Below are 23,564 nucleotides of genomic sequence, written 5' to 3'. Positions count from 1 at the left end.
GTTGCGAAAATAAATATATATATCGAATTCTACACTACTTCTTTAGTTAATGAAGTTATAAAGTCAAGTTTTTAACAATGTTCAAAATTCTAAATGCTTAAATTTGTAAAAATTTATAAAATGGGAATTGCTGATTTATTATCAAAAAAGAAAAAAGCTTTAGCAGAGAAAAACCTAAAAGAAGGTAAAGCTTTCCAAGAAAAATTCGGAAAAGAAGAAGGTGTTATCACTTTGGAAAGTGGCCTGCAATACCAAGTTATGACCGAATCTGAAGGTAGAAGTCCTGAAGCTCGCGATACGGTTATTTGCCATTATCATGGTACAACAATAACAGGCGAAGTATTTGACAGTTCTGTACAAAGAAATAAGCCTGCAAGTTTTCCGCTTAACCGCGTGATTTCTGGTTGGACAGAAGGTTTGCAATTGATGTCGACTGGTAGCAAATGGAAATTCGTTATTCCACCACATTTAGCTTACGGCGATCAACAAATTTCAAAAGAAATTGGACCAAACTCAACCTTAATTTTCGAAGTTGAATTAATTGGGATTAAATAGTAAAATTTTGTGCTATAGAATTTATAAAAAATAAAAAAACCTGAACAAAAGTTCAGGTTTTATATTGATAACAAAAATGATTAATTATTTTACTTGATCTACAACAGCTTTGAAAGCTTCTGGATAATTCATTGCTAAGTCAGCAAGAACTTTTCTGTTAAGCTCGATGTTGTTTTTCTTAAGAGCTCCCATAAACTGAGAGTAAGACATCCCGTGCTCTCTAGCCCCCGCGTTGATACGAGTAATCCAAAGTGCTCTGAAGTTTCTTTTCTTCTCTTTTCTACCGCGGTAAGCATATTGCATTGCTTTTTCCACGGCGTTTTTAGCTACAGTCCAAACATTTTTTCTTCTACCGAAAAAACCTTTAGCCTGCTTCATTACTTTTTTTCTGCGCGCTCTAGACGCTACAGCGTTAACTGATCTTGGCATAATGTAAATTGTTTTTTTGAAAAGGGCGGCAATGTTATTGCTCTTATGTGCTCCGTTTCAGGGTTAAATTTTTTGAATTTGTTGAATTCTTAAAAACCGAATATTGGTTAATAAAAACTACTTAATAGCTAATTGACGTAAAACACTCTTAGTGTCCACAGCTGCAACGTAAGAAGTTTGCGTAAGATTTCTCTTTTGCTTAGTTTCTTTCTTTGTTAAGATGTGGCTTTTGAAAGCATTTTTTCTTTTGATCTTACCAGTACCAGTAAGAGCAAAACGCTTTTTAGCACCTGATTTAGTTTTTAATTTTGGCATTGTTCTGCGTTTTATATTTTGTTATCAATATCATTTCAAGTTTGCAAATATACAACAAAAATATGATATTGTAAAATACTAGAAGACTATTAGCCATGCTAACCTATTATGTAAAATAATAATCTTATTTTTCAATTGTGAAGATAGAACTTGTAGGATTCAGAAATTCTTTCCCATTATACCACAACTTACTAAGTGACTCTCCATTTTTCCAATAAGTAAATTCAGCTTTTATTTCGTCAGTTACAGTGTCATCATATTTTATTTTGAAAGTCTCATGACCATCTTTACCATAATCATAAGGAAATAATCTTATATAATTATGATTGTCTTTATCGTAAAACATATAGCCATAGGCAGCATCCAAATTACCTTGGTAATATTCTGTCCATTTACCATCCCTTAAATAAAGGATTCTTATACTCTCTTTTTTAAAAGCTGGATCATCAAAAAGAAATTTTCCATCTTTTAAAACATTATAATCAAATTTGACATTGATGATCGTACCTCGTATTATCTCATCGCGATCTTTACAATTGAATATACTTAATAAAATCATCGAATAAAAAATAAACTTAAATACGCTTTTCACCTGTTTGTATTTTAATAATTTCATCAAAAATATAAAAATGATACATTCAAGAAACAAAAACCTGTATTATTTTTAATTATAACATAGAAACAAAAAAAGAGACTTCGAAAAGTCTCTTTCTTATTTAATAATAGTGATGAAAATCAAAAATTATTGTTTCACTATTTTGATTGTTTATTTAGCTGGCTTTTTAGGGCTCATCATCATAATCATTCTTTTACCTTCTAACTTAGGCAACTGATCTACTTTACCAACGTGCTCTAGTTCTTGAGCTAATTTTAAAAGTAAAATCTCGCCTTGGTCTTTAAAAATGATTGAACGTCCTTTGAAGAACACATAAGTTTTCAATTTAGAACCTTCTTCTAAGAATTTCTCAGCGTGTTTTTTCTTGAATTCGTAATCGTGCTCATCGGTTTGAGGACCAAAACGAATCTCTTTAACAACAACTTTAACTTGCTTAGCTTTAAGTTCTTTTTGTTTTTTCTTTTGTTCGTAAAGGAATTTTTTATAATCCAGAACTCTCGCAATATAAGGTTCTGACTTGTCTGAGATTACAACAAGATCTAATTCTTGATCATCTGCAATCTGTTGGGCTTTAGCTAAAGGATATACACCGGGCTCCACATTATCGCCAACTAGACGAACTTCTTTTGCTCGGATTTTACCATTAATCTGATGCAAGTCCTCCTGTACTGGACGACGCATCGGGCCTCTACTGTTGTTTCTTCTTAGTGCTATTGTCTTAAAATTTTATGTTAATATTATTTATTTTTAATCTTTTGAATTTTTAAAATTAATCAAAAGACTTGATACCTTTTTGGCTTTCAGTTTTAAAATAACTGATAAAATCATCAATCTTCATTTCCCCAAGGTCGCCCTCGCCTCTTCTTCTCACCGAAACTGTGTTATTTCCAGCTTCGTTTTCACCAACGACAAGCATGAAAGGAATCTTGTTTAATTCGGCATCACGAATCTTTTTACCAGTCTTTTCGTTTCTTTCGTCAATTAGACCGCTAATATCGTGATTTTCTAACAATTGTGAAACTTTTTTAGCATAGTCTACATATTTTTCACTAATTGGAAGAATGATGAATTGATCTGGCGCCAACCACAATGGGAAATCTCCTGCAGTATTCTCTAGCAAAATTGCGATAAAACGCTCCATAGAACCAAATGGTGCTCTGTGAATCATCACTGGTCTGTGTTTTTCGTTATCGCTACCTGTATACCAAAGATCGAATCTTTCTGGAAGGTTATAATCTACCTGGATTGTACCTAACTGCCAGCTTCTACCCAAAGCATCCTTCACCATAAAATCAAGTTTCGGACCATAGAAAGCCGCTTCACCATATTCGGTTACAGTTTTAAGACCTTTAGCTTTTGCTGCATTGATGATTGCACTTTCAGCTTTGTCCCAATTTTCGTCACTACCGATATATTTTTGCTTATTTTCTGGATCTCTTAATGAAATCTGAGCTGTAAAATCCTCAAATCCTAAAGAACCGAAAACATACAATACTAAATCGATTACTTTCTCAAATTCTTCATTCAATTGGTCTGGCATACAGAATAAATGCGCATCATCTTGTGTAAATCCACGAACCCTCGTCAAGCCGTGAAGCTCACCAGACTGCTCGTAACGATATACTGTACCAAACTCTGCATAACGTTTCGGAAGATCTCTATAAGACCATTGTTGCGCTTTGTAAATCTCACAGTGGTGAGGGCAGTTCATTGGTTTTAATAAAAACTCTTCACCTTCGTTTGGAGTTTTGATTGGTTGGAAACTATCTGCACCATATTTCTCGTAATGTCCAGAAGTTACATATAAATCTTTATGTCCAATGTGTGGCGAAATTACAAATTCGTAACCTTGTTTTTTCTGTGCAACTGATAAGAAATGTTCTAGTTTCTTTCTAAGCATTGCACCTTTTGGTAACCAAAGTGGAAGACCAGCACCAACTTTTTCAGAAAATGTAAATATCCCCATCTCTTTACCCAACTTTCTGTGGTCGCGACGTTTTGCCTCTTCTAATCTTTCTAGATATTCTGTAAGTTCTTTTTGTTTAGGAAACGAAATACCATAAACTCTCGTTAACTGCTTATTCTTCTCATCACCTCTCCAGTATGCACCAGCAGCATTTAGGATTTTAACAGCTTTTACAATGCCTGTTGACGGGATGTGTCCACCACGACAAAGGTCTGTAAAGTTATCGTGTGTCACAAAAGTGATTTCGCCGTCTGGTAAGTTTTCAATCAATTCAGTTTTGAAAGGATTGTCTGCATATTCTTTAAGCGCATCAGCTTTTGAAACTTCTCTTAAATTAAAAGTCGAATTCTTTTTTGCGTTTTCTAAAATCTTTTTCTCAAGTCTTTCGAAATCCTTTTCAGAAAGTGGATGATCACCGAAATCTACATCATAATAGAATCCATTAGCAATCGCAGGACCAATTGTCAGCTTTGCATCTGGATAATATTCCATAATAGCTTGTGCCAAAAGATGCGCTGATGAATGCCAAAAAGCTTTCTTTCCCATATCATCATTCCACGTCAATAATTGCACGGTAGAATCCTCGGTTATAGGCGTGTCGACTTCTGTCTGTTTGCCGTTAACGACCGCAGAGATGGTATTTCTAGCTAACCCATCACTGATACTTTGTGCAACTTGAAGTGGAGATACTGCTCCTTCAAATTCTCTGATGCTGCCATCAGGAAGCGTAATTTTAAGCATAATGATATAAAAAATTAAAGTACAAATTTAGTGTTTTTTTCAGTTATTTAACAAGGGAATTGCCAAGCAGATTGAGATTAAACGCAAAGTTTTTAAAATTGAATAAGAATAAAAACGTCTAATAAATTCTGAATTCATCAAAATCGAATAGATGGGTTATGATTAAATTATTTAAAATTAGTATAAAAAAAACATCAGTCTGCTTAGCTTTTGGAAAAATCATATCAAGAACTTTTAATTCTTCACTTATCAATACACTTCATCATGCTCAGTTACTCGAAGTTAGGCTTAGTATAAAGTAAAACCATCAATCTGCCAAAACACTTCCATTAAAAATAATAATCCAAAAAAAGCTTCCCAATTTATTGGAAAGCTTTTTTAATATCTGTAAAAAATTAATCTTATTCTGCTAAGATAATTCCTTTATCGTTATTGAATTCTAGAACACCACTTCTAATTGCGAACGAGTATGCAGATTTTGCTTCGTTCTCCTTAGTGAAATATTTAGAATATTTTTCTGGAACGCTGTCAGTGTAGATTTTTACTTGACCATTAACTAAAGCCGAAACAATAGCCGCGTGGTTTTTGAAAATCTGAAACTCACCTTGTTTACCTGGTAATAAAATTGAGTCAACTTGACCTTCAAATACTACATATTCTGGAGTTATAATTTTAATTGTCATTTTTAATTTAGATTTAAAGATTTCAGATTTCAGATTACAGACAAACTAAGTCTTGTGTCTTGTATCTGAGATCTTGTGTCTAATTATTTATTCTCCGCTAACATTTTCTCACCAGCCTCGATTGCTTCTTCGATAGAACCTTTAAGGTTGAATGCTGCTTCTGGTAGGTGATCTAGCTCCCCGTCGATAATCATGTTAAATCCTTTAATTGTATTTTTGATATCTACTAATACACCTGGGATACCTGTAAACTGCTCTGCAACGTGGAAAGGCTGAGATAAGAATCTTTGTACTTTTCTAGCACGGTATACTGATAATTTATCTTCTTCAGAAAGTTCTTCCATACCAAGAATCGCGATGATATCTTGTAATGCTTTATATCTTTGTAAAATTTCTTTTACTCTTTGTGCACAGTTATAGTGCTCTTCCCCGATGATTTCCGGAGCTAAGATTCTAGACGTCGAAGCCAATGGATCTACCGCTGGATAAATACCTAATGAAGCAATCTTTCTATCAAGTACAGTAGTTGCATCTAAGTGAGCGAAAGTTGTTGCCGGAGCAGGGTCAGTTAAGTCATCCGCAGGCACGTATACCGCTTGTACAGATGTAATTGATCCGTTTTTAGTTGACGTAATTCTCTCTTGCATCGCACCCATTTCTGATGCCAAAGTTGGTTGGTAACCTACCGCAGATGGCATACGACCAAGAAGTGCAGACACCTCAGAACCAGCCTGTGTAAAACGGAAGATATTGTCTACGAAGAACAATACATCTCTACCTTGTCCTGTTTCTCCACCATCTCTATAATATTCAGCTAATGTAAGACCAGAAAGTGCTACTCTAGCTCTTGCTCCTGGCGGCTCGTTCATCTGTCCAAATACGAAAGCAGCTTTAGAATCTTTCATTAATTCTGTATCTACTTTTGACAAATCCCATCCTCCATTTTCCATAGAGTGCATAAACTCGTCACCATATTTAATAATACCAGACTCAAGCATTTCACGTACAAGGTCATTACCTTCTCTAGTTCTTTCTCCTACTCCTGCGAATACAGAAAGACCACCGTGTCCTTTAGCGATATTGTTAATTAATTCCTGAATCAATACAGTTTTACCTACACCAGCACCACCGAATAACCCAATTTTACCACCTTTTGCATAAGGCTCGATAAGGTCAATTACTTTAATACCTGTAAATAAAACTTCTGATGAAGTTGATAATTGATCAAACTTCGGAGCTTCTCTGTGAATTGGCAATCCACCATCTTTAGAAAGATTAGAAAGACCATCGATAGCATCTCCTACCACGTTGAATACTCTACCGTTAACTGCATCACCAATTGGCATAGTGATTTGTTTTCCTGTACCTACTACATCCTGTCCTCTTTGTAGACCATCTGTTGCATCCATCGCAATACATCTTACAGTATCTTCTCCGATATGTTGCTCAACTTCGAGTACTAGATTAGGTCCATCAGTTTTAACAACTTCTAGAGCGTCATATATTCTTGGTAATTCTTCAGCATCATTAAAAACCACGTCGATAACTGGTCCAATAATTTGTGAAATCTTTCCTTTAATTTGGTTTGCCATTACTAAATTTTTTCTTGCGCACAAAGATAATAAAACTTTGTATATCTGCATTGTCACAAATAAAGATTTTTATCATATTTGCATAAAATAAGATTGACTTCTTAAAATTCTATTTTTGAAAGTCCAAAAAATTAACTTCGTCGAAGTTTTAATTAAAAGTCTTATCCAAAATTTTTTAGTTTTGAAAATCAACCAAGATTTAGATCATTATAATAGTAATACACCTCTAGCGCTATCATTAGGCATGTTCGATGGTGTGCATCGTGGGCATTTTTCTATCATCGAAAAACTTAATAAAATTGCTTCTGAAAAGAATCTAGAATCAGGCATTCTTACTTTTTGGCCGCATCCGCGCAAAGTGATCAATCCGCAAGATGAAGTTTTATTATTAAATACTTTGGATGAAAAAATTGAACTTCTAAATCAAGCAGGCATTCAAAATTTGTTTTTAAAAACTTTTGATGAAGATTTTCGAAATCTGACAGGTGAAGATTTTTGTCGAGAAATTTTAATTAAAAAACTAAACGTCAAGCACTTAATCATTGGTTACGATCATACGTTTGGCAAAAATAAAAGCGGAAATTTTGATTTATTAAAACGACTTTCCACCGAACTAGATTTTGAAGTTGAGCAACTTGGACCTGTCGATTTTCATCACCAACATATTAGTTCGACCAAAATAAGAACCGCTCTAGCAGAAGCTAACATCAAAGAAGCTAACGAAATGCTTGGCTATCCTTATATGTTATCTGGAAAAGTGATTCACGGTAAAAAAATTGGTAGAACCATTGGTTATCCTACCGCAAATATTGAAGTTGCGGAAGGTAAACTTCTTCCTAAAAAAGGCGCTTACATTGTTGAAGTCTATGTTGACGGACAATTCTTTAAAGGTATGTTAAGTATCGGTACAAACCCGACTGTTAATGGTGATAAACTGAGTACCGAAGTTTACATTCTCGATTTTGATGAAGATATTTACGACAAAATAATTACAATTAAATTCCGTGACTTTTTGCACGACGAAATTAAATTCGAAGGTTTAGAAAAATTAATAGAAAAGTTAGATTTAGATAAAAAATTAACACAAGAATTTGATTTTTAAATTTTTAATTAAGCGATTTAATTTCAAATGTTTTTATTTGTAATAAAAAACATGAAAATCAATAAAATCTTTTTTCTTTTAATTATAATTTTTGCTGGAAGTTTTTGCAAAGCTCAAGGTTTCGCACTTAACGTTGGCTACAATTATATTGGTAAAAATGCAGGATTTGCAGGCGTCGACTATCGAATTTCAGATTCGCAAAAACCCGCAATTAATGTTGGTGCAGGGACTTATTTAACTTCTGTTAATCACAAATTTGGAGTTGTTCCCGAAATTCATTTCAACTAAGTTTTTGGTAGAGGTTCAGCATTTATGTATCAAGTTTCTGTTAGTTCAAAAAACTTAAGACCGAGTCTTGGTATCAATATCCTGAATATTCTACACTTGGATTTGGGATATAGTTTTGGTTTTTATAAAAGTAAAGACTTCCAAGGTTTTGCACTGGGACTTAATATTCTTTTGGGACAAGATACTTTTTACGATCCTTTCAAAGGCTTTTAAAGTAAAATTTCTTCGCGTACTTTTTTAGTTAAAGACGCAAAAATAAGATCATAAGAATGGTCAATTAATTTTTTGATTAAATCTGACTTTAGACCGTCAATATTTACCGTATTCCAATGGACTTTGTTCATGTGATATCCTGGGACAATTTGCCAATACTCTTCCCGAAGTTCAAGACTCCAATCGGGATCAGCCTTTAGGTTGAGACTTATAGGTTGACGTTCCAAAGACATAAGCGCAAACATTTTGTTTCCAACCTTAAAAACCAAAGTCTCTTTGTCAAAAGGGAAACTTTCTTCAACGCCTTTCTTTAATAAACAATAATCTCTTATTTCTTCGGAATTCATAATTTTCTTATTTAAATACAATAATATCAAAGATAAATAATTGAAATAGTAAATGCTGTCTAAAAAACTTTATTTTCAGCATACAAATCATTAGCTTTGCGTATCATGAATTTTAGAACTTAAAAATGAAAAAAACAGCATTATACGACAAGCATGTAGCTTTGGGTGCAAAGATGGTTCCGTTCGCAGGATTTGATATGCCTGTACAATATTCTGGCGTTACAGAAGAACATTTCGCGGTGCGCGAGAAAGTGGGACTTTTTGATGTGTCACACATGGGACAATTTTTTGTGGAAGGTCCTCAGGCTAAAGCACTTTTACAAAAGGTTACAACCAACAATCTTGACACTTTAGAAGACGGAAAAGCACAATATACTTGTCTTCCTAACGAAACTGGCGGTATTGTTGACGACCTTATTATCTACAAAATGAATCACGAAAAGTACTTCGTTGTGGTTAATGCTTCTAACATCGATAAAGACTGGAATCATATTTCTAAATACAATGCAGAAATTGGTGCGACGATGAATAACGCTTCTGACGATATGTCGTTGCTTGCGATCCAAGGTCCAAAAGCTATTGAAACTTTACAAAAATTGACCGAGGTTAATCTTTCGGAGATTCCTTATTATCACTTTACAGTTGGTACGGTTGCGGGTATTAACGATGTGATTATTTCTAACACGGGTTACACAGGATCTGGAGGTTTCGAAATTTATTTTAAAAATGAAAATGCCGAAACTCTTTGGAATGCGGTTATCGAAGCTGGTGAAGCATTCGGAATTATTCCTTGTGGATTGGCTGCTAGAGATACTTTGAGACTAGAAAAAGGTTTCTGTCTTTACGGTAACGACATCGACGACACAACTTCTCCGCTAGAGGCTGGTCTTGGTTGGATTACTAAATTTGACAAAGATTTTGTGTCAAAAGAAATCTTTGCAAAACAAAAAGAAGAAGGTGTTAGCAGAAAATTAGTTGGTTTCGAATTAACTGACAAAGGTGTCCCAAGACACGATTATCCAGTAGTTGACGCAGAAGGTAATGTTATCGGAAAAGTCACTTCGGGTACGCAATCACCAATGAAAAAAATCGGAATTGGACTGGCTTATGTTGACAAATCGCACAACAAAGTTGGTACAGAGATTTTCATCCAAGTGAGAAATAAAAACATTCCTGCAAAAGTTGTGAAAACACCTTTCGTATAAGAAATAGTTTTTAAAAATATTAAAACCGATTCACATTAATTTGTTAATCGGTTTTTTTATATATTTAATTAAAATAAAAACTATGAAGAAAATTATTCTCGTGGGCTCTATTTTATTTGCACAACTTTTCTTTTCGCAAGATTATCAGATCACTTATAATTTAAGGTATCGAGAAGACTCTTTGTCAACCAATTATATTAACAAAAATTATGTTTTACAGGTTGAAAAAAATCAAACCAAATTCATTTTAAAAAGTCTTATAGATGGCAACAAAATTTTAGATGCCAATACACGTATGTTTTACGATTTGCCAATGGAACAAATTGTACAGCATAAAAGGAACGCCGATGATTACACGAACTACGATGTTATTTTTCAAAACTATTACAGCTATCCATCTTCAAATCCTATAACTTGGACTATTGAAAAAGATACTAAAACCGAAAATACTTATAAACTTCAAAAAGCGACAAGCAACTTTATTGGACGTCAATGGGAGGCTTGGTTTATCCCAGACATCCCGATTATGGAAGGACCTTACAAATTCCGTGGACTTCCTGGTTTAATCTATGAAGTTAAAGACCAGAAAGATAATTTCACTTACGAACTTATTGAAGTTAAAAAATTGGATAAACCTTACGACACTTCCAATATTATCGAAACCCATTTCGGCACAAAACCAATTGCAATTACTCGAAAAAAATATGAAGAATTAAAATTGAATGACTACAAAAATCCATATGCAGATTATAGAAGTATGAGTGCAGGGACTTGGAGCATAAGCCCTAGTGAAGGTCGAGTTATTAATACAATCGCTCAGCTTGATCAATACGCAAAAGAAGTTCAGGAACGGATAAAGCGTCAAAATAATCCTGTAAATTTAGCTACTGCAATTAAATATCCATAAAACAAAAATCCGACTCAGTTATCTAAGTCGGATTTTTTTATGTTTAAACCAAATTAATGATGTTCTTCTACTTTTGGTTTTTCTGGAAATAATAATGATAAGCCAACAGCAATCACCAATATTCCGCCAACAATTCCTAAAGAAACAGGCGATGGAATATGAAGCCAAGGTGCAATAATCATTTTAACACCGATAAAGGCTAAAATAATTGCTAAACCATAAGACAATTTGCTGAACATATAGATAAAATTCGCTAGTAAAAAATACAACGAACGCAGTCCCAAAATTGCAAAAATATTAGAGGTATAAAGGATAAATGGATCATCCGAAATTGCAAAAATCGCAGGGATAGAATCCACTGCAAAAATAACATCTGTGAACTCGATAACCGCAACAACAACTAGTAAAGGCGTCGCCATTTTAATACCATTTTCGATGGTGAAAAATTTGTCACCATCATAAGTTTTAGAAACTTTATAGAATTTTTTAACCAATCGTGCACCAGCGTTATCTGCAAAATCTTCCGCCGAATCGTCGTCGTGATTATGTCCGCCCCAAGATTTAATCCCTGAATACACCAAGAAAAATCCGAAAATAGTCATAACCGCATTTATTTTCACCATGTGACCAAACAGTTCAAACTCTGGCAAATACGTCATATTAATAATCTCAACGCCAGCAAAAATAAATATCGCGCGGAAGACTAAAGCACCAATAATTCCCCAGAATAAAACTTTATGATGAAGATGTTTCGGAACTCTAAAGAAGTTGAAAACCATGATAAATACGAACAAATTGTCGACAGACAAGGCTTTCTCTATCCAATACGCCGCTTGAAATTCTGTAAATTTTTCGATGGCAAGTTTGTGACCGCCTGCATCTTGGTTAAAAACCCAATAGACAACGCCCGAAAATATCATCGCTAGGGAAATCCAAACGATGGACCACGTCGTTGCTTCTTTGGAAGATACAACATGCGCTTTTTTGTTAAAGATGCCCAAATCGAGCAATAGCATAATAAGTACGACCACTGCAAATCCCCAGATTAATCCGGGATGCAATTCCATTATGCTTTGGTGTGGATGATGCATTGTTTTAAAGAAATTTATTTTTAGCTATATTTTAAGATTACAAAATTAGACATAAATAAGATGCCTAGGTTTAGTTTTTTGAAAATCTTTGAGGTCTTGCAAAAATTATACAATAACAAAAAAACTCTTAGAAAAAATCTAAGAGTTTTATCATGTTTTTTATTCCCACTCGATGGTTGCAGGTGGTTTACTCGAAATATCGTAAGCCACACGGTTGATCCCGCGCACTTCGTTGATAATTCGGCTAGACACTGTATCCAAAAATTCGTAAGGAAGTCGACTCCACGTTGCGGTCATAAAGTCGATGGTGTTCGCCGATCTTACAACTGCTGTATATTCGTAAGTTCTCTCATCGCCCATCACACCAACAGATTTTACTGGAAGCAACACAACAAATGCCTGAGAAACTTTTTCGTAAAGATCATTTTTGTAAAGTTCTTCAATAAAAATATCGTCTGCTTCTTGTAATATTCTAACTTTATCGGCATCCACAGCGCCCAAAACTCGGATTCCTAAACCTGGACCTGGGAACGGATGACGATACACCAAATGATGCGGAATACCAAGCTCCTCGCCTACTTTTCTAACTTCATCTTTGAAAAGTTCACGAAGTGGCTCCAACAATTCGAAGTCCATATCTTCTGGAAGTCCACCAACATTGTGATGCGATTTGATAACCGCTGAAGGTCCTTTTACAGACTGAGATTCGATAACATCTGGATAGATTGTACCTTGTGCTAAGAATTTTGCACCTTCTATTTTGTGAGACTCTTCATCGAAAACGGCGATAAACTCGTTACCGATGATTTTTCGTTTTTGCTCTGGATCATCAACACCAGCCAATTTTGAAAGGAAACGATCGGCAGCATCCACCAACTTGATGTTCATATTAAAATGCTCGCCGTAGTTTTGCATTACTTTTTTGGCTTCGTCTTTTCTCAAAAGTCCTGTATCTACAAAAATACAAGTCAACTGATCACCAATTGCTTTTTGGATTAAAACCGCAGCAACCGAAGAATCTACACCACCAGATAAACCAAGAATTACTTTTTGGTCGCCTACCTTTTCTTTAATTGCAGCAACAGTTGTATCGATATAACTGGTTAATTTCCAGTTTTTTTCAGCTTTACAGATGTTGAAAACAAAATTCTCCAACATCTTCCCTCCTTCTTCGCTGTGTGAAACTTCTGGATGGAATTGTACGCCGTAAATATTTTTTTCAGGATTTGAGATTCCTGCGATAACGCCAGATTTAGCATTAAGTTCAAAACCTTCTGGTAAAGCAGAAACTTCGTCGAAGTGACTCATCCAAACAACAGAATTTTGAGAAATGCCATTAAGCAAAGCATTCTCTTTTACAATTTCTAAAGTCGCTTTTCCGTACTCGCCTTTTTGACCTTTGTCAACTTTTCCACCTAAAAGATGTGCCGTTAACTGCATACCATAACAGATCCCAAAAACTGGAATATCTTGCTCGAACAAAGCTTTCTCCACAAGATTTGCGTCTTCTGCATTTACAGAACTTGGTCCTCCAGAAAGGATAATTCCTTTTGGTTGTTTTGCTAAGATGTCTTCTAAAGGTGTGTTGAATGGGATGATTTCTGAATAAACTTCCATCTCGCGAATACGACGCCCAATAAGTTGATTGTATTGCGAACCGAAGTCTAATATGATAATTCCGTTTTGCATAGGTTTTATAATTGTTTTGAAATAATTTTATTTTTAGGTTTTTCTAAACTTTCTCGATTTAACTTGATAATATTTATCAAACTAAAAATTTAGTTTAGCGGTATTTTGTAAACTAGCCCCGATTGCAGTGGAAATCCTTTTTGGATGAAATTGCCTAAAGCTTTGGCATCCAAAAAGATTGCAACGAAAAGCGGGATTAGCTCCAAATAAAAAGAGACATTGGTTGCCCAACATCTCTTATTCTGTATTTAGAATTTGCCAATATCGTCTCTGTAAAAGCCGTAGTCGAAGTCAACTGGTACGGCATCTTCGTAGACTTTTTTTCGAGCCTCGTCATAAGTGTCGCCCGTCGCCACGATGTTAAGCACACGTCCGCCATCCGAAAGGATCTTGTCGCCTTGCATTCTCGCACCAGCGAAAAGCACTTGGCTGTGTTTAACTTTCTCGGTACCACGGATTTCGAAACCTGTCTCGAAGTTCTTCGGATAACCGCCAGAACACATTACTAGACAAACTGCTTTTTGGTTTTTGAACTTTAACTCGATGTTCTTACCATCGAAACAATCTTGGATAACGTCCAACAAGTTGTTCTCCAAAAGAGGTAACAAAACCTGAGTTTCTGGATCGCCCAATCTCATGTTGTATTCTAAAAGATAAGTTCCGTTTTTGGTCACCATCAATCCGAAGAAAATAAATCCTTTGAAGCTAAGACCTTCCTTCTTAAGACCTTCCACAGTTGGTGCAAGGATATTTTTTTCGAAGTCAGCTTGGTGCTCCGCAGTATATTCTGGACTTGGCGCCACAGATCCCATACCGCCTGTGTTAGCACCTTTGTCGCCGTTACCTACTTTTTTGTAATCTTTCGCAGAGATGCAAGGGAACAATTTTTCGCCATTCGAAAATGCGATAATTGACGCTTCGAAACCTTTAAGATGTTCTTCGATTACCACTTGGATACCCGCATCACCAAAGATTCTTTTGATCATGAAATCGTGCAAGGTTGCTTCTGCCTCTTGTTCGTTCTCACAAATTACAACACCTTTGCCACCAGCAAGTCCACTTGCTTTGATAACTAAAGGATATTTTTCGTCTTTTATATATTCTACCGCTTCGTTATAAGCATCAAATGTCTTTGCTCTCGCAGTTTTGATGTTATAAGTCTGCATGAATTTTTTAGAAAAAGCTTTTGAACCTTCTAAAGAAGCCGCCTTTTTGGATGGACCAAAAACACATAAGTCAGCATTTTTGAACTCATCAACAAGACCATCAACAAGAGGCGCCTCTGGCCCTACAATTGTCATGTCTACTTTATGTTGGATAGCAAAATGCTTAAGTTTATCAATATCTTTTTCGTAAATGTTTTCTCCTAATTGCTCTGTCGTAGCATTACCATGTGCAAAATACATTTTTGTAATACGCTGATCTTCACTAAGTTTTTGTGCAATTGCAGATTCACGACCTCCGTTTCCAACGATAAGTACTCTCATTGTGTTATTTGTTATTTTACTATTATAAATTTATTCTGCCAAAAATAATACTTTTTCGGCAAAAAAGCCTCATAATAATTAAATTACAAGGCTTAAATATTTCTTAAAATTATTGTGGTAAATCCATTGGGACTTCCATTAATAAGACTTCTGTGCCTTTTTGGAATTTTAACTCGACGTTGCTGGTATCCCAAATACCAATAGCATCGCGTCTGTCTAATTGTTGCGCATCAACTATTGCGCCACCTTCCAAAACGAAAACATAAAGTCCGTTTCCTTCTTTATGGAATTTGTAATCAACCGTTGTATCTTCTGTGAATTTTCCCCAATTGAACCAGGCATCTTGGTGAATCCAAACGCCATCGTCATCGGCATTAGGAGACAAAATCTGCAATAATTGATTCGGAACTAACTTTTCTTCAAAATTAAGTTCATCATAACGTGGCGTAACATCTTGCTTATTAGGAATTACCCAAATTTGTAAAAATTTAACAGCTTCGGTATCACTACCGTTTTCTTCGCTGTGCATAACACCTGTCCCTGCTGACATCACTTGGATGTCACCTTTCTCCACAACGCCAACACTTCCCATGTTGTCACCATGTTTCAATTTTCCTTCTAACGGGATTGAAATAATCTCCATATCACGGTGCGGATGACGACCAAATCCCATTCCGCCTTCTACGAAGTCATCGTTGATAACGCGAAGCACACCGAAGTTCATACGTTCTGGATTATAATAATTTGCGAAACTAAATGTATGGCTACTTTTTAACCAACCATGATCGGCGTAACCTCTGCTATCTGCTTTATAAAATATTGTTTTCATAATAATTCTATTTTGTTAGGACAAATTTCTGCAAAAAAATCAGCCTCTACATTGACGTGTGATAAAAAAGAAAAAAGTCAACATTACGCTGACTTTTCTTTAATTTTTAGTTTTAAAATTTTTAAAAATGAACTTGCTCTATTTCTTGTTCTATTTCTTTAGGTGTTTCTTTTTCTTCCTTAATTAGGAAAAACGTAATTAAACCTCCTAAAACCATACACGCACCGCCAACTACAATATAATCGACTGCATAATTATTAAAAAATTTCTTGACAATTGGTCCTCCAAAAAATCCGTTGATAATCTGTGGTAATACAATAAAGAAATTAAAAATCCCCATGTACACGCCCATTTTTCGTTGCGGAATACTTTCTATCAACATGGCGTAAGGCATTGCTAAAATACTGGCCCATGCGAATCCTAAACCTAACATCGATATCCAAAGCATCTTGACATCTTGGATGAAATAAAACGAGATCAAGCCAAATCCTCCTGCCAACAAAGCAATTGCATGTGTGTTCTTCTTCCCTATTCTTTTTGCAATAGGTGTTAACAAAAACGCAAACGGAATGGCGAATAAGTTGTACAATCCAAACAAATAACCCGTTGTATCTCCAGCATCATTAAAGGCTTGCGATGACGTATCATTAGGTGAAAGTCCGAAATGATGTGTTGCCAAAGCACTCGTAGTATAAACCCACATCGTAAACAACGCAAACCATGAGAAGAATTGAACAATTCCTAATTTTTTCATTTGGTTTGGAATTTTCGCAAAATCACGGAACATATCAGAAAATTTGGATTTTTCTGGCACAATGTCATCGTTTTCAAAAGAAGCGAATTCTTCCGGCGAATATTCTTTAGTAGAAATGATGGTATAAATAATGGAAACTAACAACACCGCCGCACCAATATAAAATGCGTAGATCACATTATCTGCAACTTGACCTTTTTCAGCAACATTCGAAACGCCTAACTTGGTTAACCAACGCGGCAAATCTGATCCGATAACTGCACCAATCCCAATTAAAATAGTCTGTACCGAGAAGCCAATAGTCGCTTGATGTTTTGGCAACATATCACCAACCAAAGCCCGAAAAGGCTCCATTGCGATATTGACAGAAACGTCCATTATTGCTAGGAAAACAACTGCAAGAAGTAAAACATTGGCCGCAAAAAAAGTTGTCGCAGAAGCCGAATTTGGTAGTAAAACCAAACCAAGAGCACACAAAATTGCGCCTATTAAAAAATAAGGCTTTCGACGTCCCAATGGGCTCCAAGTATTATCGCCCATGTGTCCAATAATCGGTTGAACAATAAGTCCTGTAATAGGCGCTACCAACCAGAAAAATGATAACTTATCAACATCGGCACCCAGGTTTTGTAAGATGCGACTGGCATTTCCGTTTTGTAGTCCGAATGCCATCTGTATTCCCAAAAAACCCATGCTCATGTTGATAATCTGAGCCATTGAAAGATTTGGTTTTATTTTTTTTGCCATTTTTTTAAATATTGTTTTAAAATGTACGATGTACTTTTATCGTGTAATTTTATTTAGCTTTCAAAGCCTGAATTAAAACCTCTTCTATCGGCGCTTTAACTTTGATAACCTCGTTAGTAACATCATTCGGAATCGTCATCGACAATACATATTGCTTGACTTTCCACTGTCCTTTTATCTTTTCTAAAACGCCTGATCCACGACAAATTTTCATCTGTGTGTCCAAAACCTCATCAAACCAAGCATAATTACCATCTTCACTGAAGTATATATTTCGCTTTAAAGATGTGAAATTCCAAATTTTTTTTGATTCAAAAAAAGGTTTTGCCCAAGCCATAAATTCTTTCTTGTTCCAAACTTCCGTTGCATCTGTCCCAATAAAAGTTGACTCTTCTGCGAAACATGCAAAATATTTGTCATAATCAGCTTGTGCCGCAAACAGGTTGAAATCATCCAACAACTTATTGATGTTTTTCTTCTGAACATTTTCATAAAATCCTTTCTTCTGCGCATTGATGCTTTGAAACGAGAATAAACTTAATAGAAAAACGAAATAAAAAATCTTGTGCTTCATAATTGAGTTATTTGGGTTAAACCTCATCTGCTTTAAAACTAATTTAATTCTAAAATCATTGCCGATTTTCCTTTAATATAAAGGTTTCCTGACAAAGATATTTCGGTGTTAGAAAGAATATCTTTTCCTTTTGTAAATTTATCAAGACCTTCAGAAAAGCGTTTTAAATCCAATTTTTGATCAAGTTTGTTATTGTTTAAAATAACCATAACACGCTTCTTATCATCATAACGGAAATAGACATAGACATTATTTTCCGGAACATAATGTAAAGTTTTCCCTGTGTGAATCACGTTTTGCGTTTTTCTCCAGTTCAGTAATTTCTTTGTAAAATCAAAATACTTGCTTTGGTCGGCAGTTCTTCCAGCGGATGTAAATGCATTGTTAGCGTCGCCAGCCCAACCACCTGGAAAATCTCTTCGGATATCGCCGTCGCCTTTATTTTTATCACCTTTCATACCGATTTCGGAGCCGTAATAGATTTGCGGAATTCCACGGATTGTCATCAACAAACTCATTGCTAATTGATAATCTTTAAAATCTGGATAAAGCTCATTAAACCTTTGTGTATCGTGGTTTTCAGCAAAAACTAAAATATTATCAATATTGGGATAAAGGAAATCGTTTGTAAAATTATCATAGACTTTTTGCATCCCAGAATCCCAACCCGATTCTTCTTTGAAAACCTGTCCAATAGCGTCGTGCAAAGTAAAATCCATCACCGACGGTAAATGAGAATTGTAATTCTGAATTGCAGCGATCTTACTGTCTTTTTGCCAATACGACATTTGCGCTTGGTCATGCATCCAGACCTCACCTACGATATTAAATTTTGGATATTCGTCGGTGATTCGTTTTGTCCATTCTGCAATTCCTTTTTTGTCGTTGTAAGAATAAGTATCTACGCGAAGGCCGTCCAATCCTGCATATTCGATCCACCAAATAGCATTTTGAACCATATAATTTAAAACCAAAGGATTACTTTGATTCATGTCTGGCATTGTGGTGTCAAACCAGCCATCCATACAATTTTCAGCATCAATTTTTGAGGCATTGGTATCAAACTGAGACGTCATTCGGTAGTTACTTCTTTTGAAACCGTTTTCCTTCTCGCCTTCCTTCCAATAATGAATCCAATCTTTTGCAGGCAAATCTTTTATTAGCCAATGTTTAGAACCCCAATGGTTGGTGACATAATCCATCACCAACTTCATGTCACGTTTGTGAAGTTCGTCACCTAACTTTTTATAATCTTCGTTGGAACCATAACGCGGATCTATTCTGTAATAATCGCTTTGCGCATAACCATGATACGAGGTTTTTGGTTCGTTATCTTCCAAAAGTGGTGTACTCCAAATTGTAGTTACACCAAGCTCATTAAGATAGTCTAAGTTTTTGACAACACCAGCAATATCGCCACCATGACGACCGTCTTTATCTTGTCGATTAGCCTTGTCAAAGGTGTCTTTGGTGTTATCTTTTTTTGGATCGCCATTAGCGAAACGGTCTGGCATTAATAAATAAAAAACATCTTTTGAGGAAAAAGAATCTCTATTCGCGGAATTAGTTGCTCTATTTTTCAACTCATAAGTATAAGAATTGATGAGCTTTTTCCCGTTTTTTAAATTGATATTAAATTTCGGAACGTTAATTTCGTTGGTGTTAATCGTTACAAAAACATAGTTTGGATTTTCGGTTTTTGTAATTTTTTTGATTTGAACATTGTCCGAAAGTTCAATTTCATTTTTGGCGATGTCTTTTCCGTAGACTAAAATCTGAAGCTCAGGATTCTTCATGCCTTTCCACCAAAAAGCGGGCTCGACCTTCTGGATCTGACCAAAATATAAGGTCGCCACGGAAATGCTAAGTGCAGTAAATATTTTTTTCATTTAGTTATTGTTTATGTAGTAGCCACTAGCCCCGATTGTAGCAATTGTTTGAGCTCGTTGTAAAGCTTGGCAAAAGCCTAGGCTACAACAGCGAGTGCGGAAAGCGGGAATAGCTCCAAAAAAAAATTATAAGAATCCGACTTTTGCAAATCGGATTTCTTAATTATTTTGAAACTGGCTTAATGCTAATGGCAAAACCGCCACTTCGCACCATGTTCATTTTGATTTTGTCTTTGCTTGTAATAACTTTTTTCGTGATTTTGTAAGCTTGTGGATTATTTACGTAATCGGCATCAGCATCATCTTCGTAGAAAATAGCTTCGTACTTTTTGCCTTTATCTAAGAATGAAAAATCAAGATCAAAATTTCGTTTGTTTTCATCTGTAATCCCACCAACAAACCAATTGTCTGTGGCTTTTGCTTTACGCGCTGTCACGATAAAATCGCCAGGTTCTGCTCCCAAAATTTTGGAATCGTCCCAATCTGCTGCCACATCTTTGATAAACTGAAAAGCGTCCATGTGTTTTGCGTAATTCTCAGGAAGGTCTGCCGCCATCTGCAAAGGCGAATACATCACAACATACAATGCCAACTGCTTCACCAAAGTTGTTTTCACAAAACGTGTGTCGTTCGGGAAGTAATAATCCAATTTTGTTTGGAAAATCCCTGGCGTATAATCCATCGGACCGCCCATAAATCTTGTAAATGGCAAGATGGTATGATGGTCTGGATTGTTACCTCCGAATGCGTCGAACTCGGTTCCGCGAGCGGCTTCTGCGGCAATCCAGTTAGGATAAGTTCTTGACAAACCCGTTGGACGAACAGATTCGTGCGAGTTAACCATGATTTTGTAATCGTTAGCTTTCTCCGCAATTCGGCGATAATGGTTGATCATCCATTGGCTGTAATGGTGCTCGCCACGCGGAATAATATTACCAACATAGCCTGTCTTTACAGACGGATAATCGTATTTATTCATCAATTGGAAAGCTCTATCTGCCCACAATTCGTAATTGGTCGCTGAACCAGAAGTCTCGTGATGCATCATCAATTTTATGTTTTTGCTGTGCGCATAATTGTTCAGCATTTTGATATCGAAATCTGGATAAGGGCTCACAAAATCGAAAACAAATTCTTTAGAATGTCCAAACCAATCTTCCCAACCTTCGTTCCAACCTTCGATAAGTAAAGCATCAAAACCGTTAGCAGAAGCGAAATCGATGTATTCTTTAACCTTTGTATTGTTAGCCGCGTGTTTTCCGTTTGGCGTTAAAGTTTTAAAATCTGTTTTTCCTAAATGTACGTTATCGGCTGTCGAATATGCCCATTGTGATTTACCAATAATCATTTCCCACCAAACGCCCATGTATTTTGTCGGCTTGATGTATGACGTGTCTTTGTAAGAAGTCGGCTCGTTAAGGTTAAACATCATTTTTGAATCTAAAACTTCTTCTGCTTTGTTAGAGACAATTACAGTTCTCCAAGGTGTGTTAAAAGGTGTTTGGATATAGCCTTTTGCGCCTTGTCCATCTGGCGTAAGATGTGTTTTAAATTTAAAATTCTTAGCATCAACCTCAAGGTGTGAGGCTGGATAATCGATAAGTGCTGCTTCGCCAAGGTTAACATAAAGCGGTTGTTTTCCTTCTCTCTTTAACATCAAAGGTGATTGCACAGCATCTTTAACTGGCGTTTGTGATGCATTGCTATCGTAACTTGTTGCCCATTTTGCAGGAATTTCTGAGACATTGGAAGTTTGATATTGGTATTCTTGCGAATCGTAATCGCCCGCAATCCACCAAGCCTTCATATCTGTTGGAAAATCGAAATCCGAATCTTCCTCTTTCACCACAAAATAGTTGAGATTCTTCTGTTGCGGAAACTCATATCTAAAGCCTAAACCATCGTTAAATAATCGAAATTTAATAACGATATTTCGGTCTGTTGCTTTTTGGTTAAGGCTTACTGCAAGCTCGTTATAGTTGTTGATGTAGTTTTTCTTTTCGCCAAGAATTGGTTGCCAAGTTTCGTTTTTAGAATCTCTTTTGTCTGATACTTTTTCGAAACCGTAGTTAAGATCTTGCGCTTTGTCATTGACATTGCTGAGATCTGTATTGAATTTGATATTTGAATCTTTGAAAAGTCTTAAACCTAATTTTGAATCTTCAAGAACGGTTTCTCCTTTATATTTAAGATTATAAAAAGGCACTCCATTTTTGAGACTGAAATTCATTTCGAATTGTCCATCTGGTGACTTTAGCGATTGCGCTGTAAGTCCAGTAAACATCATTGAAAAACATAATATCCCAAAGCTAATTTTCCGCATAATTTTCTTTTTAATTTCTAAAAACTAATAAATATAAAAAAAGTGCTGCGGTAATGCAACACTTTTTTTGGTTAATCTAAAGCTGCAAACTATTGTTTTGTAACTTTAATTGTATAATTTGCTGAGTTATGAAGATCTAACTCTATTTTGTAAGTACCAGTTGTAGCTACTTTGTAACTAGCGTCGTCTGACACAGTACCTTCTGAACTAACATAAGTCGCATATTCTGCTCCTGAAGCAAGCTCTTGATCGTCTTTACCTGTTGGCTGAATTTTAACACCCCAAGAACCATCATTTCTAAATTTAAAAGGTTTCCCTGCTACTAAAGCCATGGTTATTTCAAATTTGTGAGTCGTTTTGTTGAAACTTAGTTTAACATCAGAATCCCAACCTTGTGGTGTTGCGTCACCAATAATACCCATATCCATTTTCTTAATTGAATAAGTGTTACCAGTCCAATCTACTTTGATATAATAAGTTCCTGCTCCTGTAGTTGGTTGGATATTTTCTCCATTAGCTTTCAAGGTTGCAAAAGTATTTGGTTTTGCAGTATCGCCTTTATTATCATCCCAACCTTTTTCAGCATAAGTAAACTTAAATTCTGGTTCAGCATTATTCATAAATACAAAACCGTAATATACATCATCCTTCTTAGGAGAGAAAAGATTTGGTGATCCACCATTAGTAGGCGTCCAATCTGTATAGCCACTCGCTCCGGCATAATTACCAGGAACATAAATTTTAGGATACACATTATCAGGATTAGGTTTGTAAGTAGTAATCGTCACAGCAATAGGTTGTGAGCTAACGACATTATTCCCTAAAATAGAATTGAGTCTTACATCACATTTGGTTGCAACTTCCTGAGGAACAATGCCAGAAGCTAATGTATTAAGATCCTTAACAGTAAATACTTTTTTGTTAGAATCAACACCAACTGATTTAGAATTTTTGAAATTAGTGCCTGCAACAGCAAATTCTAATTCATAAGTAGGAACAACATTAACAGAGTAAGTTGCATTGGTGTAAGAAAATGTCACTGCTTCGTCAGCATCTTGCGCTTGGAGTAACACTACATTATCTTTTGAAGATTTAAGTGTTGGTGTCGTCAAATTGTTAGCAGTAGCAAAGTCATCATTTTTCTCACATGACCAAAGCAATGTTGCTACAAATCCTACGAATAATATTTTATATATATTTTTCATTATTTAAAAACAATTAA

General features: G+C 35.6%; 23 protein-coding genes. 6 read left to right on the top strand and 17 right to left on the bottom strand.

Annotated elements, in window-relative coordinates; translation table 11 throughout:
• Positions 1-120: 120 nt before the first annotated feature.
• Positions 121-555: an FKBP-type peptidyl-prolyl cis-trans isomerase gene (locus AC23MB_RS09700; protein ID WP_487787134.1), complete on the top strand. Its 435-nt coding sequence runs from the start codon at positions 121-123 to the stop codon at positions 553-555.
• Positions 556-639: 84 nt separating this feature from the next.
• Here AC23MB_RS09700 and rplT read toward each other — a convergent pair whose 3' ends face one another.
• The 7 genes from rplT to atpD all read right to left on the bottom strand — a co-directional run bounded on the left by rplT (position 640) and on the right by atpD (position 6,897).
• Positions 640-984: a 50S ribosomal protein L20 gene (gene rplT / locus AC23MB_RS09695; RefSeq protein ID WP_079665485.1), complete on the bottom strand. Its 345-nt coding sequence runs from the start codon at positions 982-984 to the stop codon at positions 640-642.
• A gap of 117 nt (positions 985-1,101) precedes the next feature.
• Positions 1,102-1,299 carry a 50S ribosomal protein L35 gene (rpmI, locus tag AC23MB_RS09690; protein ID WP_027384637.1) on the bottom strand — a complete coding sequence of 66 codons (198 nt, stop codon included), beginning with the start codon at positions 1,297-1,299 and terminating at the stop codon, positions 1,102-1,104.
• Positions 1,300-1,423: 124 nt separating this feature from the next.
• Complete coding sequence (locus tag AC23MB_RS09685) at positions 1,424-1,891, bottom strand: hypothetical protein (protein WP_487787133.1); 468 nt, start codon at positions 1,889-1,891, stop codon at positions 1,424-1,426.
• Between the two features lie 174 nt (positions 1,892-2,065).
• On the bottom strand, positions 2,066-2,596 hold the full coding sequence (gene infC, locus AC23MB_RS09680) for a translation initiation factor IF-3 (RefSeq protein ID WP_312323971.1): 531 nt from the start codon (positions 2,594-2,596) through the stop codon (positions 2,066-2,068).
• 88 nt (positions 2,597-2,684) lie between these two features.
• Entirely contained in the window at positions 2,685-4,622 is a 1,938-nt protein-coding gene (gene thrS, locus AC23MB_RS09675) for a threonine--tRNA ligase (protein WP_487787132.1), read from the bottom strand.
• Between the two features lie 401 nt (positions 4,623-5,023).
• Positions 5,024-5,305, bottom strand: coding sequence for a F0F1 ATP synthase subunit delta/epsilon (locus AC23MB_RS09670; RefSeq protein WP_079665492.1), 282 nt, complete (start codon positions 5,303-5,305; stop codon positions 5,024-5,026).
• A gap of 83 nt (positions 5,306-5,388) precedes the next feature.
• Positions 5,389-6,897: a F0F1 ATP synthase subunit beta gene (gene atpD / locus AC23MB_RS09665; protein WP_313214651.1), complete on the bottom strand. Its 1,509-nt coding sequence runs from the start codon at positions 6,895-6,897 to the stop codon at positions 5,389-5,391.
• Between the two features lie 181 nt (positions 6,898-7,078).
• On the opposite strand from atpD, the gene AC23MB_RS09660 reads away from it, so the two are divergent.
• From AC23MB_RS09660 to AC23MB_RS09650, 3 genes are read left to right on the top strand one after another with little or no spacing between them, the layout of a single operon-like run.
• Complete coding sequence (locus AC23MB_RS09660) at positions 7,079-7,999, top strand: bifunctional riboflavin kinase/FAD synthetase (RefSeq protein ID WP_374329359.1); 921 nt, start codon at positions 7,079-7,081, stop codon at positions 7,997-7,999.
• A gap of 51 nt (positions 8,000-8,050) precedes the next feature.
• Positions 8,051-8,287, top strand: a complete 237-nt coding sequence (locus AC23MB_RS09655) for a hypothetical protein (protein WP_487787131.1) — start codon at positions 8,051-8,053, stop codon at positions 8,285-8,287.
• A 24-nt stretch (positions 8,288-8,311) separates the two neighbouring features.
• The gene (locus tag AC23MB_RS09650) at positions 8,312-8,500 is read left to right on the top strand and encodes a hypothetical protein (RefSeq protein ID WP_487787130.1); all 189 of its coding nucleotides are present in this window, start codon (positions 8,312-8,314) and stop codon (positions 8,498-8,500) included.
• Here the strand turns inward: AC23MB_RS09650 and AC23MB_RS09645 are convergent.
• A complete protein-coding gene (locus tag AC23MB_RS09645) occupies positions 8,497-8,847 on the bottom strand; it encodes an MmcQ/YjbR family DNA-binding protein (RefSeq protein WP_487787129.1) in 351 nt (116 codons plus the stop codon). The two genes, AC23MB_RS09650 and AC23MB_RS09645, sit on opposite strands and share 4 nt — an antisense overlap.
• Before the next feature lie 125 nt (positions 8,848-8,972).
• Here AC23MB_RS09645 and gcvT point away from each other — a divergent pair, with 125 nt between their 5' ends.
• Together gcvT and AC23MB_RS09635 are read left to right on the top strand one after the other, a co-directional pair.
• Entirely contained in the window at positions 8,973-10,052 is a 1,080-nt protein-coding gene (gene gcvT / locus AC23MB_RS09640) for a glycine cleavage system aminomethyltransferase GcvT (protein WP_487787128.1), read from the top strand.
• Between the two features lie 82 nt (positions 10,053-10,134).
• Positions 10,135-10,959 carry a GLPGLI family protein gene (locus AC23MB_RS09635; RefSeq protein WP_487787127.1) on the top strand — a complete coding sequence of 275 codons (825 nt, stop codon included), beginning with the start codon at positions 10,135-10,137 and terminating at the stop codon, positions 10,957-10,959.
• Between the two features lie 53 nt (positions 10,960-11,012).
• On the opposite strand, the gene AC23MB_RS09630 is transcribed toward AC23MB_RS09635, so the two are convergent.
• The 9 genes from AC23MB_RS09630 to AC23MB_RS09590 form a co-directional block, all read right to left on the bottom strand.
• Positions 11,013-12,050 (bottom strand): TerC family protein, encoded by a 1,038-nt coding sequence (locus AC23MB_RS09630; protein WP_487787126.1) that lies wholly within the window; start codon positions 12,048-12,050, stop codon positions 11,013-11,015.
• 159 nt (positions 12,051-12,209) lie between these two features.
• Entirely contained in the window at positions 12,210-13,739 is a 1,530-nt protein-coding gene (gene guaA, locus AC23MB_RS09625) for a glutamine-hydrolyzing GMP synthase (protein WP_487787125.1), read from the bottom strand.
• Between the two features lie 248 nt (positions 13,740-13,987).
• A complete protein-coding gene (gene purD, locus AC23MB_RS09620; protein ID WP_312322371.1) occupies positions 13,988-15,226 on the bottom strand; it encodes a phosphoribosylamine--glycine ligase in 1,239 nt (412 codons plus the stop codon).
• Between the two features lie 109 nt (positions 15,227-15,335).
• Positions 15,336-16,055: a pirin family protein gene (locus AC23MB_RS09615; RefSeq protein WP_313030644.1), complete on the bottom strand. Its 720-nt coding sequence runs from the start codon at positions 16,053-16,055 to the stop codon at positions 15,336-15,338.
• Between the two features lie 121 nt (positions 16,056-16,176).
• On the bottom strand, positions 16,177-17,556 hold the full coding sequence (locus AC23MB_RS09610; RefSeq protein WP_312322368.1) for an MFS transporter: 1,380 nt from the start codon (positions 17,554-17,556) through the stop codon (positions 16,177-16,179).
• Between the two features lie 49 nt (positions 17,557-17,605).
• Positions 17,606-18,130 carry a nuclear transport factor 2 family protein gene (locus AC23MB_RS09605; RefSeq protein ID WP_487787124.1) on the bottom strand — a complete coding sequence of 175 codons (525 nt, stop codon included), beginning with the start codon at positions 18,128-18,130 and terminating at the stop codon, positions 17,606-17,608.
• 38 nt (positions 18,131-18,168) lie between these two features.
• Positions 18,169-20,019 (bottom strand): glycoside hydrolase family 13 protein, encoded by a 1,851-nt coding sequence (locus AC23MB_RS09600; RefSeq protein ID WP_487787123.1) that lies wholly within the window; start codon positions 20,017-20,019, stop codon positions 18,169-18,171.
• 163 nt (positions 20,020-20,182) lie between these two features.
• Entirely contained in the window at positions 20,183-22,342 is a 2,160-nt protein-coding gene (locus tag AC23MB_RS09595) for a glycoside hydrolase family 97 protein (protein ID WP_487787122.1), read from the bottom strand.
• An 89-nt stretch (positions 22,343-22,431) separates the two neighbouring features.
• The gene (locus AC23MB_RS09590) at positions 22,432-23,547 is read right to left on the bottom strand and encodes a SusE domain-containing protein (RefSeq protein WP_487787121.1); all 1,116 of its coding nucleotides are present in this window, start codon (positions 23,545-23,547) and stop codon (positions 22,432-22,434) included.
• Positions 23,548-23,564: the final 17 nt, after the last annotated feature.

This window comes from Soonwooa sp. T0.1_25 (assembly GCF_057652215.1).
The sequence above is the reverse complement of the archived record's forward strand: the minus strand, read 5'-3'. Positions and strand labels throughout refer to the sequence as shown.

Excerpts from the sequence above, each read along its gene's own strand:
- gcvT (WP_487787128.1), top strand. The coding sequence starts at position 8,973 with ATGAAAAAAACAGCATTATACGACAAGCATGTAGCTTTGGGTGCAAAG.
- AC23MB_RS09670 (WP_079665492.1), bottom strand. The coding sequence starts at position 5,305 with ATGACAATTAAAATTATAACTCCAGAATATGTAGTATTTGAAGGTCAA.
- AC23MB_RS09605 (WP_487787124.1), bottom strand. The coding sequence starts at position 18,130 with ATGAAGCACAAGATTTTTTATTTCGTTTTTCTATTAAGTTTATTCTCG.
- AC23MB_RS09595 (WP_487787122.1), bottom strand. The coding sequence starts at position 22,342 with ATGCGGAAAATTAGCTTTGGGATATTATGTTTTTCAATGATGTTTACT.
- thrS (WP_487787132.1), bottom strand. The coding sequence starts at position 4,622 with ATGCTTAAAATTACGCTTCCTGATGGCAGCATCAGAGAATTTGAAGGA.
- AC23MB_RS09635 (WP_487787127.1), top strand. The coding sequence starts at position 10,135 with ATGAAGAAAATTATTCTCGTGGGCTCTATTTTATTTGCACAACTTTTC.
- infC (WP_312323971.1), bottom strand. The coding sequence starts at position 2,596 with ATGCGTCGTCCAGTACAGGAGGACTTGCATCAGATTAATGGTAAAATC.
- rpmI (WP_027384637.1), bottom strand. The coding sequence starts at position 1,299 with ATGCCAAAATTAAAAACTAAATCAGGTGCTAAAAAGCGTTTTGCTCTT.
- AC23MB_RS09615 (WP_313030644.1), bottom strand. The coding sequence starts at position 16,055 with ATGAAAACAATATTTTATAAAGCAGATAGCAGAGGTTACGCCGATCAT.
- AC23MB_RS09600 (WP_487787123.1), bottom strand. The coding sequence starts at position 20,019 with ATGAAAAAAATATTTACTGCACTTAGCATTTCCGTGGCGACCTTATAT.
- AC23MB_RS09610 (WP_312322368.1), bottom strand. The coding sequence starts at position 17,556 with ATGGCAAAAAAAATAAAACCAAATCTTTCAATGGCTCAGATTATCAAC.
- rplT (WP_079665485.1), bottom strand. The coding sequence starts at position 984 with ATGCCAAGATCAGTTAACGCTGTAGCGTCTAGAGCGCGCAGAAAAAAA.
- AC23MB_RS09590 (WP_487787121.1), bottom strand. The coding sequence starts at position 23,547 with ATGAAAAATATATATAAAATATTATTCGTAGGATTTGTAGCAACATTG.
- AC23MB_RS09645 (WP_487787129.1), bottom strand. The coding sequence starts at position 8,847 with ATGAATTCCGAAGAAATAAGAGATTATTGTTTATTAAAGAAAGGCGTT.
- guaA (WP_487787125.1), bottom strand. The coding sequence starts at position 13,739 with ATGCAAAACGGAATTATCATATTAGACTTCGGTTCGCAATACAATCAA.
- AC23MB_RS09630 (WP_487787126.1), bottom strand. The coding sequence starts at position 12,050 with ATGCATCATCCACACCAAAGCATAATGGAATTGCATCCCGGATTAATC.
- AC23MB_RS09655 (WP_487787131.1), top strand. The coding sequence starts at position 8,051 with ATGAAAATCAATAAAATCTTTTTTCTTTTAATTATAATTTTTGCTGGA.
- AC23MB_RS09700 (WP_487787134.1), top strand. The coding sequence starts at position 121 with ATGGGAATTGCTGATTTATTATCAAAAAAGAAAAAAGCTTTAGCAGAG.
- purD (WP_312322371.1), bottom strand. The coding sequence starts at position 15,226 with ATGAGAGTACTTATCGTTGGAAACGGAGGTCGTGAATCTGCAATTGCA.
- AC23MB_RS09650 (WP_487787130.1), top strand. The coding sequence starts at position 8,312 with ATGTATCAAGTTTCTGTTAGTTCAAAAAACTTAAGACCGAGTCTTGGT.
- atpD (WP_313214651.1), bottom strand. The coding sequence starts at position 6,897 with ATGGCAAACCAAATTAAAGGAAAGATTTCACAAATTATTGGACCAGTT.